Source organism: Azospirillum thiophilum (assembly GCF_001305595.1).
Lineage (GTDB): Bacteria > Pseudomonadota > Alphaproteobacteria > Azospirillales > Azospirillaceae > Azospirillum > Azospirillum thiophilum.
In genome coordinates, this window is the sequence record NZ_CP012401.1 from 2,470,351 (window position 1) to 2,483,614 (window position 13,264).

General features: G+C 63.3%; 14 protein-coding genes. 10 read left to right on the forward strand and 4 right to left on the reverse strand.

What is annotated here, in order from left to right; translation table 11 throughout:
• Nucleotides 1–309 precede the first annotated feature (309 nt).
• The 7 genes from AL072_RS11405 to AL072_RS11435 all read left to right on the forward strand — a co-directional run bounded on the left by AL072_RS11405 (nucleotide 310) and on the right by AL072_RS11435 (nucleotide 6,560).
• The gene (locus tag AL072_RS11405) at nucleotides 310–1,296 is read left to right on the forward strand and encodes an acyltransferase family protein (protein WP_045580230.1); all 987 of its coding nucleotides are present in this window, start codon (nucleotides 310–312) and stop codon (nucleotides 1,294–1,296) included.
• Between the two features lie 268 nt (nucleotides 1,297–1,564).
• Nucleotides 1,565–2,506 (forward strand): ACP S-malonyltransferase, encoded by a 942-nt coding sequence (gene fabD, locus AL072_RS11410; protein WP_045580229.1) that lies wholly within the window; start codon nucleotides 1,565–1,567, stop codon nucleotides 2,504–2,506.
• A gap of 25 nt (nucleotides 2,507–2,531) precedes the next feature.
• A complete protein-coding gene (gene fabG, locus AL072_RS11415) occupies nucleotides 2,532–3,269 on the forward strand; it encodes a 3-oxoacyl-[acyl-carrier-protein] reductase (RefSeq protein WP_045580228.1) in 738 nt (245 codons plus the stop codon).
• Between the two features lie 187 nt (nucleotides 3,270–3,456).
• Nucleotides 3,457–3,696 (forward strand): acyl carrier protein, encoded by a 240-nt coding sequence (locus AL072_RS11420; protein WP_014247969.1) that lies wholly within the window; start codon nucleotides 3,457–3,459, stop codon nucleotides 3,694–3,696.
• A gap of 127 nt (nucleotides 3,697–3,823) precedes the next feature.
• A complete protein-coding gene (gene fabF, locus AL072_RS11425; RefSeq protein ID WP_045580227.1) occupies nucleotides 3,824–5,086 on the forward strand; it encodes a beta-ketoacyl-ACP synthase II in 1,263 nt (420 codons plus the stop codon).
• 50 nt (nucleotides 5,087–5,136) lie between these two features.
• Complete coding sequence (gene mltG / locus AL072_RS11430; RefSeq protein WP_045580226.1) at nucleotides 5,137–6,144, forward strand: endolytic transglycosylase MltG; 1,008 nt, start codon at nucleotides 5,137–5,139, stop codon at nucleotides 6,142–6,144.
• 113 nt (nucleotides 6,145–6,257) lie between these two features.
• Nucleotides 6,258–6,560 carry a DUF2934 domain-containing protein gene (locus AL072_RS11435; RefSeq protein WP_045580225.1) on the forward strand — a complete coding sequence of 101 codons (303 nt, stop codon included), beginning with the start codon at nucleotides 6,258–6,260 and terminating at the stop codon, nucleotides 6,558–6,560.
• A gap of 11 nt (nucleotides 6,561–6,571) precedes the next feature.
• On the opposite strand, the gene AL072_RS11440 is transcribed toward AL072_RS11435, so the two are convergent.
• Nucleotides 6,572–6,811 carry a hypothetical protein gene (locus AL072_RS11440; RefSeq protein ID WP_045580224.1) on the reverse strand — a complete coding sequence of 80 codons (240 nt, stop codon included), beginning with the start codon at nucleotides 6,809–6,811 and terminating at the stop codon, nucleotides 6,572–6,574.
• A gap of 409 nt (nucleotides 6,812–7,220) precedes the next feature.
• Nucleotides 7,221–7,595, reverse strand: coding sequence for a winged helix-turn-helix transcriptional regulator (locus AL072_RS11445; protein ID WP_245636663.1), 375 nt, complete (start codon nucleotides 7,593–7,595; stop codon nucleotides 7,221–7,223).
• 235 nt (nucleotides 7,596–7,830) lie between these two features.
• Between AL072_RS11445 and AL072_RS11450 the strand changes: the two genes are divergently transcribed.
• Together AL072_RS11450 and recG are read left to right on the forward strand one after the other, a co-directional pair.
• The gene (locus AL072_RS11450) at nucleotides 7,831–8,622 is read left to right on the forward strand and encodes an SDR family oxidoreductase (protein ID WP_045580222.1); all 792 of its coding nucleotides are present in this window, start codon (nucleotides 7,831–7,833) and stop codon (nucleotides 8,620–8,622) included.
• 402 nt (nucleotides 8,623–9,024) lie between these two features.
• Nucleotides 9,025–11,106: an ATP-dependent DNA helicase RecG gene (gene recG / locus AL072_RS11455; RefSeq protein WP_045580221.1), complete on the forward strand. Its 2,082-nt coding sequence runs from the start codon at nucleotides 9,025–9,027 to the stop codon at nucleotides 11,104–11,106.
• On the opposite strand, the gene AL072_RS11460 is transcribed toward recG, so the two are convergent.
• Nucleotides 11,058–11,843: a DUF502 domain-containing protein gene (locus AL072_RS11460; RefSeq protein ID WP_045580220.1), complete on the reverse strand. Its 786-nt coding sequence runs from the start codon at nucleotides 11,841–11,843 to the stop codon at nucleotides 11,058–11,060. The genes recG and AL072_RS11460 overlap by 49 nt on opposite strands.
• 88 nt (nucleotides 11,844–11,931) lie before the next feature.
• Nucleotides 11,932–12,333, reverse strand: coding sequence for a hypothetical protein (locus AL072_RS11465; protein ID WP_045580219.1), 402 nt, complete (start codon nucleotides 12,331–12,333; stop codon nucleotides 11,932–11,934).
• 193 nt (nucleotides 12,334–12,526) lie between these two features.
• Here AL072_RS11465 and AL072_RS11470 point away from each other — a divergent pair, with 193 nt between their 5' ends.
• The gene (locus AL072_RS11470) at nucleotides 12,527–13,264 is read left to right on the forward strand and encodes a Crp/Fnr family transcriptional regulator (protein ID WP_045580218.1); all 738 of its coding nucleotides are present in this window, start codon (nucleotides 12,527–12,529) and stop codon (nucleotides 13,262–13,264) included.

Below are 13,264 nucleotides of genomic sequence, written 5' to 3' on the forward strand. Positions count from 1 at the left end.
TTATGAAGCGGCGCAGTATGCACAGGCCAATCGGCATGGCAAGCGGAAATCCGGCCTCCATGCATTAATCCGGAGCCATCGATTCCGCCTCGGGAAATTCGGCCGAAGGAACCCTGCCGCGCCGCGCGTGGCCTGTGCTGGGTAACGCTGGCGCAATGCACGATATCGCTGTGGATAAATCGTGACGCATTTGACCGAAGTGCAAGCCAAGTCCGTTGGGGCGATGTTCCTCTGGCCGGGCTTGGCGCCGCTTCCGCTTGGATAGGTCGCGCCGAGTCCGGCCATGCAGAGCGGCGCCTGGGAGTCGAAATGCACAAGTATACACTGCCGTACAATGTCGTGGACCTGAGAGGGCTGGCCTGCATCCTGTTGGTCGCCTACCATGTGGTCGGCGTTCCGGGGGCGGGCATGCAGGTGGCGGACGGATCGATCTACCGCTACGCCACCGACAGTTTCGAACTGATCCGCATGCCGCTGTTCACCTTCGTCTCGGGGCTGGTCTATGCCCTGAACCCGGCCAGGGGCGACAGGCTGAGGACATTCTTCGTCAAGAAATTGAGGCGGCTGGGTTTCCCATTTCTGGTGGTATCGGCAATTTTCTTCCTTTTGCAGAAAAGCGCGCCCGGCGCCAATGGCACCCACGTCCCCGATTCGATGTGGACAATCTATGTCTTCCCCTATGCCCATTTCTGGTATTTGCAGGCGCTGTTCCTGATCTTTTCCCTGGTGGCTTTGCTCGATGCTGCCCGTCTTATCGAACGGATGGGTGGATACGCCGTGGCGATGGCGGGTGCTGTGGCGGCTTGCCTGACGGTGCGCACCGAATCGAACATCCTGTCGGTGAATGAGGCCTGCTTCCTGTTGCCGCATTTCCTGCTGGGCGTGGGGGTGACGAGGTTCCGGGATCTGGTGCCGAGGCGCGCCCTTGTTGGCATGGCCGGCATGGCGCTCGCCCTGGGAGTGACTCTGCACCAAGCATCGCTCTGGGGATTCCTGCCGCATTTCGGATGGAACAGCGGAGTTGCGCTGCTGTGCGGTATGGGGGGCGCGGTAACCTTGCTGCATGCCATGCCATCGAGCCGGTTTTTCCGCACTGTGGGAGCGTCGTCCTATGCAATCTATTTGCATCACGCTCTGTTCGCCGCCGCGGCACGGATGGTGTTGCACCGGATGCATACCGGTGACGGCATGATCTTTTGTGTTTCCCTTATTGCCGGGCTGTGCGGGCCGATGGTGCTGGAAATGCTGGCGCAAATGCGACCGTGGAGTCGGGTGGCGCTGGTGGGCAAGGCCTGATCGGCAGCCGGCTTCGGCATCAAAGCCGTTATTCGTTTTGCAGCGCAGGAAGCAGCTTCAAGATCCGGTATGGCGAACCCACGAACAACGCTGCCGGTATCGCGGCATTTCGTAGCCGTTCTGCCGTAATATGCCGTGTTTTATCGTATCGAAGTGGCTGTGGTCATCGCGCGTCGCTTGACTTGCTCGAAAGTGAGGGTATGACTGTCGCCCAATCCATGGTGCCGCCGCAGGGGCGGGGCGCTTTCATCCAGGGTTTCACCGAAGCATGACCAGGGCGTTCGTCTTTCCGGGGCAGGGCAGCCAGGCCGTCGGCATGGGCCGCGAACTCGCCGAGGCGTTCGAAGTCGCTCGTCACACATTTGAAGAGGTGGACGACGCGCTGAACCAGCGGCTTTCGCGCCTGATGATGGAGGGGCCAGACGCCGACCTGACCCTGACCGAGAACGCGCAACCCGCCCTGATGGCGGTCAGCGTTGCGGTGATGCGGGTTCTGGCAAGCGAGGGCGGGGTCGACCTGTCCAAGCATGCGACCTTCGTCGCCGGTCACTCTCTGGGCGAATATTCGGCGCTCTGCGCTGCCGGCGCCTTCTCTCTCGGCGACACTGCGCGCTTGCTGAAGCTGCGCGGCCAGGCGATGCAGAAGGCGGTGCCTGTAGGCAAGGGCGCGATGGCGGCTTTGCTTGGCGCCGATCTGGAGCAGGCACAGGCGATTGCCGCCGACTCCGCCCAGGGTGAGGTGTGCGGCATCGCCAATGACAATTCGGCTGGGCAGGTGGTGATTTCCGGCAGCGCCGACGCCATCGACCGGGCCATCCTGCTGGCGGCCGAACGCGGCTTGAAGCGTTCGGTGCGGCTGCCGGTCTCGGCCCCCTTCCATTGCTCGCTGATGCAGCCTGCGGCCGATGCAATGGCCGAGGCTCTGGCGAACGTCACGATTTCCGCGCCGGTCGTTCCGGTAGTCGCCAACGTCACCGCCTCGTCGGTGTCGGATCCCAACGCCATCCGCCGTTTGCTGGTGGAGCAGGTGACCGGGATGGTCCGCTGGCGCGAATGCGTCCTCTTCATGAAAGAGCAGGGCGTCGAACGGCTGGTCGAGGTCGGGGCGGGCAAGGTGCTGGCCGGACTGACCAAGCGCATCGACAAGGATCTGGCGGCGGTTTCGGTCGGCACGCCGGCCGATGTCGAGTCGTTCCTCAAGACTCTGTGAACACTACAGCCTCGTGAGGCCATCCATGTTTGACCTGACCGGCAAGTCGGCCCTCGTCACCGGCGCGTCCGGCGGCATCGGCGCGTCTATCGCCCGTGCGCTGCACGCCCAGGGTGCCTCCGTGGCGCTGTCCGGCACCCGCGTAGCCCCTCTGGAGGCATTGGCCGCAGAACTGGGCGAGCGCGCTGTCGTGGTGCCCGGCAACCTCGCCGAGGCGGCCGCTACCGAACAGCTTGCCAAGGACGCTGAAGCGGCACTGGGCAAGATCGACATCCTCGTCAACAATGCCGGACTGACCCGCGACCAGATCGCGATGCGTCTGAAGGACGAGGATTGGCAGTCCGTGCTGGACGTGAACCTGACGGCAGCCTTCCGGCTGTCGCGCGCTGCGATGCGCGGCATGATGAAGCGCCGCTGGGGCCGCATCGTCAACATCACGTCCGTCGTCGGCGTCACCGGCAATCCGGGGCAGGCCAATTACGCCGCGTCCAAGGCCGGCCTGATCGGCATGTCGAAGTCCATGGCAGCCGAGCTAGCCTCGCGCAACATAACCGTCAACTGCGTCGCGCCCGGGTTCATCACCACGGCCATGACCGACGCCCTGAACGACGAGCAGAAGCAGAAGCTGCTCCCCGCCATTCCGGCCGGCCGCATGGGCCAGCCGGAGGAGATCGCCGCCGGGGTCGTGTACCTCGCGAGCGACGAGGCCGCCTACGTCACCGGTCAAACGCTGCATATCAACGGCGGCATGGCCATGATCTGATGAGGATCTGACGGGACGGCATCGCCCTATGTGAAGAAGGGCTCTGTCCGGCTCCTTCGCAGGTGCTGGTCAAGCCTGGTGAAATGTGTTATCGGACGGGGCTTTTCGCGGCAGGACGGCACGTTCTTCGCGTGTTGCTCCGACCGGATTATCCCGAGCGGTTTCAAGGATTGGAAGGTCTTAAAAGATGAGCGACATCGCCGAGCGCGTGAAGAAGATCGTTGTGGACCACCTGGGTGTCGAGGAGTCGAAGGTGGTGGAGAACGCCTCCTTCATCGACGATCTGGGCGCCGACAGCCTCGACACCGTCGAGCTGGTCATGGCCTTCGAGGAGGAGTTCGGTGTCGAGATCCCGGACGACGCCGCGGAGAAGATCCTGTCGGTGAAGGACGCCATCGACTTCATCAAGGCCAACGCCGCCGCCTGATCGGGCCGCGGGCTTTGAGCCCCCGAGGGCCAGGCAAACCGCTCGTGCAGTATCAGCAGCGCGGGGCCTGGCCGTCGACGAGTGATTCGTCGACATTTTATTCGAGGAAAGGTCAAGGAACAGCCTCATGAGACGTGTCGTCGTCACCGGCCTCGGTATGGTCACGCCGCTTGGCGTCGGCCACGCGCTGAACTGGGAGCGGCTGATTTCCAGCAAGTCGGGAATCCGCGGCATCACGGGGTTCGACGCTTCGGACCTGGCCTCGAGGGTCGCCGGGCAGCTTCCGCGCGGTACGGGTGACGGCGAGTTCAATGCCGACACCTTCGTGCCGCCGAAAGACCAGCGAAAGATGGATGATTTCATCGTCTTCGCCATCGCCGCGGCGCAGGAAGCAATCAAGGATTCCGGTTGGGTTCCCCAGACGGATGAAGAGCGTGAACGAACCGGCGTGATGGTCGGTTCCGGCATCGGCGGCCTGCCGGGCATCGCCGAAGGTGCGGTGACCCTGCATGAAAAGGGTCCGCGCCGGCTGTCGCCTTTCTTCATTCCTGCCTGCCTGATCAATCTGGCCTCCGGCCATATTTCGATCCAGCACGGCTTTAGGGGCCCCAACCATGCGGTCGTTACCGCCTGCTCGACCGGCGCGCACGCCATCGGCGACGCCGCCCGTCTGATCATGTGGGACGATGCCGACATCATGGTCGCTGGCGGCACCGAAGCCGCCGTGAGCAGGCTTGGCGTCGGCGGCTTCGCCGCCATGCGCGCGCTGTCGACCAGCTTCAACGATGAACCGGAGAAGGCGTCCCGTCCTTATGACAAGGACCGCGACGGCTTCGTCATCGGCGAGGGTGCCGGTGTCGTGGTTTTGGAGGAGTTGGAGCACGCGAAGAAACGCGGCGCCACCATCTATGCCGAAATCATCGGCTATGGCATGTCGGGCGACGCCCACCACATCTCCGCTCCGGCGGAGGATGGCAACGGCGGCTTCCGCGCCATGAAGGGGGCGCTGAAGCGTGCCGGACTGAACCCGTCCGATATCGATTACGTCAACGCCCACGGGACTTCCACCCCGCTCGGCGACGAGATCGAGCTTGGTGCGGTGAAGCGGCTGTTCGGCAATGCCATGGACAATCTGGCCATGTCCTCCACCAAGTCGGCCATCGGCCATTTGCTGGGGGCTGCCGGTGCTGTCGAGGCGATCTATTCGATCAAGGCGATCAACCACGGTATCGTTCCGCCGACGCTGAATCTTGAAAACCCGTCGGAGAGCTGCCTGGGCGTCAATCTGGTGCCGAAGGTAGCGCAGGAACGCCGCGTCCGCGCTGCACTGTCGAATTCCTTCGGGTTCGGCGGTACCAATGCGTCGCTGATCTTCAAGGAATTCGTGTAAACGAATCACCGCATCGATTTTGCCGTTTTCAGCCGTCAATGAGGTGAGCGATGGGCTGGGGTCTCCGAATTTTCACGGGGACACTGGCCCTCGTGGTCGGTGCTGCAGGAGGAATCGGTATCTGGGGGATCCAGCGTTACGAGTCCCCCGGACCGCTGGAACAGGCCGAAACAGTCGTGATTCCGCGAGGCAGCGGCCTGGAAGCCATTGCCATCACGCTTGGAGACTCCGGCGTGATAGGATCGCCGCTGGTCTTCATTGCCGCGGCCAAGCTGACCGGTGCCTTCCGTGAGTTGAAGGCCGGAGAGTACCAGTTTCCTGCAGGAATCAGCATCGAAGCCGTTTTGGAGCAGATGCGCCAAGGCCGTACCGTCGTGCATCGTTTCACCGTGCCGGAAGGGTTGAGCTCGGCCCAGGTGATTGCGCTCCTGGAGCGCGAGGCGATTTTGACCGGTCACATCCTGAAGCCGCCGAAGGAAGGTTCACTCCTGCCGGAAACCTACCATTTCGCCTATGGTGACAGCCGTACCGCATTGGTCGAGCGGATGCAGACCGCGATGAGCCAAGCTCTAGCGGAGGCCTGGAAGAACCGCGATCCGAATCTGCCCTTTGAAACGCCGCAACAGGCATTGACGCTGGCCTCCGTCGTGGAGAAGGAAACCGGCATCGCGGCGGAGCGACCCAAGGTGGCCGGCGTTTTCGTCAACCGGCTTGAAACCGGTATGAAACTCCAGTCCGATCCAACGGTTATTTACGCCCTGACCGAAGGCAGTGGCGAGCTGGGGCGGGCACTGACCCGCAACGACTGGAAGTTCGAGTCGCCCTATAACACCTACCAAGTCAACGGTCTGCCGCCGGGACCGATTGCCAATCCGGGCAAGGCCTCGATCCAGGCGGTGATGAAGCCCGAGCGCCACGAATTCCTGTATTTCGTCGCCGACGGCACCGGTGGCCATGTCTTCGCAAAGTCTTTGCCGGATCACAACCGCAACGTTGCCAAATGGCGGGAGTTCCAGCAAAGCCGCCAACCCGATCATGGCGACACGTCATCTGAATGATCGCCGATGGACCGTGACGGGTGCCCGAAGACGATCAGCTCGGTTGCATGCTCCCCGCATTTTCGGCAATCTTTGCACCGCAGCAAAATTGACCACCAATCCATGGGGGAGTGATGAGCCTGGATATCGAGCAGCGCATCCGTGATCGTGCCTATGCGATCTGGCAGGCGGAAGGCTGTCCGGATGGACGTAATACCGATCACTGGCTTCAGGCCGAACTCGCGGTTCGGACCGAAGCGACGGGGATCCCGGACCGGGCGCCGGTCGTCGCGGTGATGAAGGCACCGCGCAAGACGACCAATGCAAAGCCGGCTGCGGCGAAAGCGGAAGCCATGGAGTCTATGGCAGCGGAAGTGGTGGCGGCAGAGCCCGTCAAGTTGCGCAAGCCGCGGGCTCGCAAAGTGGACATTCCCTGACCGCCGCTTCGTCAGGCTGCATTGGAAGCCCGAGGCAGAGACAGGTTGGAGATGACCATCACTCCGGCGGTCGTGCCGTAGGACTTGCGGGCGGTGCGAAGCCCCTCCAGCGCCTCCAGCAAGCTTTCTTCGGCAAAACCAGGGGGAAGTCCGGCCAGTTCCCGCTCCGTCAAGTCGATGAAGGCGTCCAACAGGCGCGCATGGATACGGCTGGCCAAACGGACTTCGTCGGCGACTTTCTGTGCGGGCATGGAAGGCTCCCTTGGTGTCGGGTGGATTTGAGCGTCGATATGGCGTCTTCTCGGGACCAAGCGTTCCCGTGAACCGATTAAAGAGGTAATAGGGTTAAAAGAACTTTAAATACCAGATATCGCCGTTTGGGATTAAGGCTTACCACTTCGGATATTTTTGAAAATGCGGATTGGGTGGGGCGTTTGCAGTCTCCGGTATCGCCGGATCTTTTCAATATCTGTTAAGTTGCAGCAAACATTTCGAAATCGGGCACTCTCCGCACCGGGGCCGGCTGACGTATCTTGTTCCGGATGAGTGACTAGGCGCTTCATAAGGCACGAATGTGCTCCGGAAGAGCCTTGTGTCCAGAAGCATCGCCAGGAGCACCGAGGGCCAGCCAGAAGGCGCAATTCTATATGGTCGACGTGCTCAGTCGATTTGCCATATACCGGCCCCTTCGTTGGTCCGAACGCCATCCACTGCCGGGCGTTGCGCGGCCCAAGTCAGCAACCCGTCCAAAACGGGGCATAGCGATTGCCCCCACTCCGTCAATCCATATTCTACCTTGGGCGGCACCTGATGATGAACGATGCGGCGGACGATGCCGTCCGTTTCCATCTGGCGAAGCTGCTGAATCAGCATTTTCTGTGAAATGGTGGGAATTGCGCGCTCCAGTTCAGAAAAGCGGCGCAGTGTTCCACCGAACAGGTGGAACAGGATCATCAGCTTCCAGCGCCCCTCCAAAACCTTCAGGGCTTGTTCCACTCCGGCAGCCGCGGTATCGCGGGTATAATGATGTTCCACTTCCTTACCCTCCGGTAAGTACCTTACTTTTTTGTGCGTACTTGTCATCGGGGAAGCCTACCGGCATCTTTCGTCCATCGCAACGACCGCCATGCTTGATCGCCGGGATCGAACGGAAGCAATGGTTCGCTGCGCCTCACATCGATGCACAAGGATTTCCGACGATGCATGGCATTCCGTCATCGCGAGCGCTTGGCCGTTGCCTGTCCTGTCCCGCCGTTGCGGGGGGGCGGCAATGAGCCTGTCCATCGACCTGAGCGGACGCCGGACTCTTGTCACTGGAGGTAGCAAGGGGATCGGCGAGGCAACCGTCTCGCGCTTGGTCGAAGCCGGCGCCACCGTCATGACCACGGCTAGGCGGCTGCCTCCGCATGTGCCGTCCGGGGTATCCGAGAACCTGTTCATCACCGCCGATCTGACGTCCGAGGAAGGCTGCCGGACAGTTTCCGACGCTGTGCATCGCCACTGGGGCGGCATCGACGTTCTGGTCCATGTGGTCGGCGGTTCGGACGCCCCCTCTGGCGGCTTCGCGGCCTTGACGGAGGAACAATGGACCCGGGAGCTGTCCCTGAACCTGCTGCCGGCGGTGCGCCTCGATCGGGCCTTGCTGCCGTTGATGGTGGCGTGCGGATCGGGGGTGGTGGTCCATGTCACGTCGATCCAGAGCCAACTGCCGTTGCCTGATTCCACGTTGGCCTATGCCGCCGCCAAGGCAGCCCTGTCCAACTATAGCAAGGGCTTGTCGAAAGAGGTCGGTCCCAAAGGCGTCCGCGTGTTGCGCGTGGCGCCCGGCTGGGTCGAAACGACGGCGGCCACTGCGTTGATCGAGCGGCTGGCTCAGGAAGCCGGCACCGATATGGATGCCGCTCGACAGGGGCTGATGGCGTCGCTCGGCGGTATTCCGTTCGGCCGCCCTGCCAAGCCGGTGGAGGTTGCCGATCTCATTGCCTTCCTCGTTTCCGATCATAGCGGCTGCATCACCGGGACCGAGTTCGTCATCGATGGCGGCACGGTGCCGACCGCTTGAGCCTCTCTCCTTGGTCCAGCCGGTTCATGACGTGGAATTCATGGTCGGGTCAGGTTCGGGACAGGGCGGCTGGCCTATGATCCTCTTTGTGACGCGGTCGGGCCAGCCCCCCTGAAACACCGACCGCCCACCCAGAGCGTCTTCTCTTCTGGTGTCTCTCCCCGATGGTCCCCTGCCATCGGACTTGGCCGTCCGGGCCTCCCGTTTGCCTCCGGACGGTACCTATCGGCGGAGCGCGTCCGTGGCCAAGTTCAGGCCGGCGTTGCCCCCCACCGAAGGCCACCGGCCGCGGTGCGTTCCGCCGTTCCTTCTTTTCCCCTGTTCGTCGCAGCGGCCTTGACGGCACCGCGCCCAACCGGCTTTCTGAGGACCGTCCAAGACTTTCCCGATAGCGTCCCGCCCGTGCGTCCTGCCATCCTGTTTCCGCTTTTCAAGCCGGTCACGGCACTCCCCGGCCTCGGCCCCCGATTGGGCAAGCTGGTGGAGAAGCTGGCTGGCGCCCATGTGGTCGACTTGCTGTGGCATCTGCCCTGCGGCGTGGTTGACCGCCGCTTCTCGCCCAAGATCGCGCAGGCGCCGCACGGCCGCATTGCGACACTGACCGTCCGCATCGATTCGCATGCGCCGCCGATGAACCCGCGCCATCCCTACAAGATCCGCTGCACCGACGAGACCGGCGTGCTGGAACTTGTCTATTTCCATATCCGTGGCGATTGGCTGTCAAAGCAGATTCCGTCGGGTTCCACCATGGTGGTTTCCGGCAAGGTCGAATGGTTCAACGACACTGCCCAGATCACTCATCCCGACGCCGTCGTCCCGCTCGATGCCCGTGACGAGATGGAGATGGTGGAACCGGTCTATCCGATGACTGCAGGCCTGCCGGCCAAGACGCTGCGCAAGGCGGTGCGCGCCGCGCTGGGCGACATCCCTGAACTCGCGGAGTGGCAGGATCCTGCTTGGCTGGCCCGCCGGCAATGGCCGACCTGGGCCGATGCATTGAGGCGTGCCCACACACCGGAGGACGAGGGAGCCCTTGCGCCGACCGCGCCGATCCGTTGCCGATTGGCCTATGATGAGTTGCTGGCGAACCAGTTGGCGCTGATGCTGGTGCGGGCAAGCCAGCGGCGGCTTGCCGGGAGGGTTACGCAGGGTGACGGGAGCCTGCGGCAGGCTGCATTGGCGGCGCTGCCATTCTCGCTGACCGACTCGCAGGCTGCGGCGCTGGAGGACATCTATTCCGACATGGCGGCGGAACGCCGCATGTTGCGTCTGTTGCAGGGCGATGTCGGCAGTGGCAAGACCGTGGTCGCGCTGCTGGCCATGCTGAATGCGGTGGAGGCCGGCGCCCAGGCAGCCTTGATGGCACCGACCGAGATCCTTGCCCGCCAACATGCTGAAAGCCTTGCGCCGCTGTGCAAGGCGGCGGGGGTGGAGATCGGGCTGCTGACCGGTCGTGACAAGGGGAAGGCGCGTCAGGCCGTGCTCGACCGGCTTGCTTCGGGCGAGTTGCCGTTGCTGGTCGGCACCCACGCGCTGTTCCAGGAGGATGTCACCTTCAAGGATCTGGCCCTGGCAGTGATCGACGAGCAACACCGCTTCGGTGTCCACCAGCGTCTGCAGCTTTCAGCCAAGGGCAGGGCGGTCGACGTCCTGGTGATGACGGCGACGCCGATCCCGCGCACCCTGACCCTGACTGCCTATGGTGACATGGACGTATCGCGCCTGACCGAGAAGCCGGCCGGCCGTAAGCCGGTGCAGACCGTCACCGTGGCGCTCGATCGTCTGGAGGATGTCGTCCAAGGCATCCAACGCAAGGTGAGCGAGGGTGCGCGGGTCTATTGGGTTTGCCCGCTGGTCGATGAGTCAGAGCAGAGCGACCTTGCCGCCGCGACTGAGCGCCATGCCTTTCTGCGTGCGAGCTTCGGCGATAAGGTCGGGCTGGTCCATGGAAAGATGCGTGGGCCGGACAAGGATGCAGTGATGGCTGCCTTCGCGGAGGGCAACCTCGACGTCCTGGTCGCCACCACGGTGATCGAGGTCGGGGTGAATGTCCCGGAAGCCACGGTGATGGTCATCGAACATGCCGAACGGTTTGGATTGGCTCAGCTTCACCAACTGCGCGGTCGGGTCGGACGTGGCGAAAAGCCGTCGAGTTGTCTCCTGTTGTTCGATTCGAACCTGACCGAGGCGGCGCGGGCAAGGTTGAAGACGCTCCGCGATACTGAAGACGGCTTTGTCATCGCCGAAGAGGATCTGCGTTTGCGCGGGGCTGGCGAAGTGCTTGGGACGCGGCAGTCCGGCCTGCCGGGATTCCGGCTGGCCGATCTGGCGGTGCATGGTGATCTGCTGGCTGTGGCGCGCGATGACGCGCGCTTGGTGGTCGACCGCGATCCCGATCTCGCCAGTCCGCGCGGACAGGCACTGCGGACGCTGCTCTACCTGTTCGAACGCGACGCCGCGGCCAAGACCTTGCGGTCCGGCTGACCGCCGTCGGAAGCGGGTCGGTTCTCGACAGGCTCGGCAAGAGCGGTATGGTGTTCGGGCGGGACGACGATGCCGCCGGACATCACCAGCTTCAACCCGTCCTCCACCGACATGTTCAGCACCGTCACTTCGCGTCGCGGCACCATCGCCAGATAGCCGGCGGTAGGCGGTGCGCAGGGAATGAACACATTCACCATGTCGTCGGCCTGACCGTCCAGGCGCAATTGGACTTCCGGATGGGCATTGCCAGTGATGAAACCAAGCGACCATACTCCGGGGCGCGGGTACTGGATCACCACCACCTCGCGGAAGGCGTTGGACTTCTTCGCCAGGACCGTCTCGAAGATCTGCTTCACCACGCCATAGACTGAGCGGACGACCGGCATCCGCCCGACCGCACCTTCGCCGACGCTCAAGACCAGCCGGCCGACATATCCCGCAGCGAAGGCGCCGATCAGGGTGACGACGACGATGACCACCAGAACGCCGATACCGGGAATGGAAAAGGGCAGGTAATTCTCAGGATTATAGGTGCTAGGAATGAACGGGCGGATATAGCCGTCGATCAGCGAGACGAACCACCAGGCGATGTAGGCGGTGATGGCTATCGGGGCCGTGACCAGGATGCCGGCCAGGAAATAGGCCCGAAGGCGCCCCATGAATCCGATGCCTTCACGGCGGTGCCGCACCGGTTCCGGTGTCTGGCCCTTCTTCGATTCCGTCTGATCCCCGCTCACGCCCGCCCATCCGCTGCTCGTCCGCCCGCGCCATAGTGGGGCAAGCGTGGTCCGCTCTCAACTGCCGTGTGCGTTGCGGCGTGCGGGATCAGCTGATCAGGGCTCCGGCCAATGTACAGAGCAGGGTAACCGCGCCGGCGATGGCTGCGCCGTCGACATGATTTGGAAAGGCGCGCCAGAATTCATCCTTGGATATCGGCTCCGGTGCATCGAACTCGTCCATCGACAGGCCTGCAGCCATGCCGCCGCAGGTGCGCTCGGCGATCGCGCCGGACAGATGGGCCATTGCGACGGCCAGATAGCAGAAGGTCGCGAAGTCGAGCAGGAAGCCCAGCGTGCTGTTCGCCTCGCCCAGCGGGGTGGCGGTCATGCCGGTTGCGGCGACCGTGCTCGCCATGGCGATCGCCGCGGCCAGGGGGATCAGAGCGACCGACAGCAGCCGATGACCATCGATGCGGCGGGCGGTAGGCACGGGGAACAGCTTGGGCATGGACATCGCTCCGGCAGCGGAAGGCAAATGAGGGTGTCGGTGATGCTTGGTCGGCGAGGCTTGGGTTCCTTCTGCCCTGTCGGTGTTAACGGAGGGTTGACACCGTCCATTGGTCACACGCCTTCCCCCTTTGCGCGGGTCGAGCTATCCTTTCGCGTAAGAAGCAGTCCGGGCCGGAGGCCGAATCATTCCCGTGTCGAAAGCTGAATTGCCCAAACACGAAGCCGCGACCGATCCGCCAACAGCCGGACTGGACCGTATCGCGTTGCTTCGACCGCTGACGCCCGAACAACGAGCCGCGGTGGCGCGTCAGTGTCGGTGGCGTCGTTTCAGCGCCGATGAACAGTTGATCGACCATTGGGGCGATACCCGCGATGTCGCCTTTGTGGTCGAAGGGCGGGTCAGGGTGCTGAGCCATTCTGCCGGCGGGCGCGAGATCAGCTTCAGCGACATCGACGCTGGTGAGCCGGTGGGGGAGATGTCGGCGTTGGATGGGCGGCCACGCTCCGCGTCCGTCGTGGCGCTGGCGGATGGGGCACTGGTCGCCTTCCTGCCGGCGCGTCCGTTCCAGGAACTGGTGACCGGACATCCGGAGCTGGCGCAGGCCATGTTGCTGCGGCTGTGCGATAAATTGCGCGGTGCGACCGACCGCATCATGGAGTTGTCGACGCTGGGCGCCAACAATAGGGTTCATGCGGAGCTGTTGCGCCTTGCAAAGCGTGGCAAGCGACAGGGTATCGTCGCGATCATCGCGCCGATTCCCGTCCATTCCGACATCGCGGCCCGCGTCAGCACCACGCGTGAAACCGTTGCCCGCGTCCTGAGCGACCTGACCCGCGATGGTATGCTGGAACGCCGTCCGGACGCGCTGGTGGTCCGCGACCTTCCAAGGCTGGAGATGCTGGTCGAGGATGTGCGCGGTGCAGTGTGA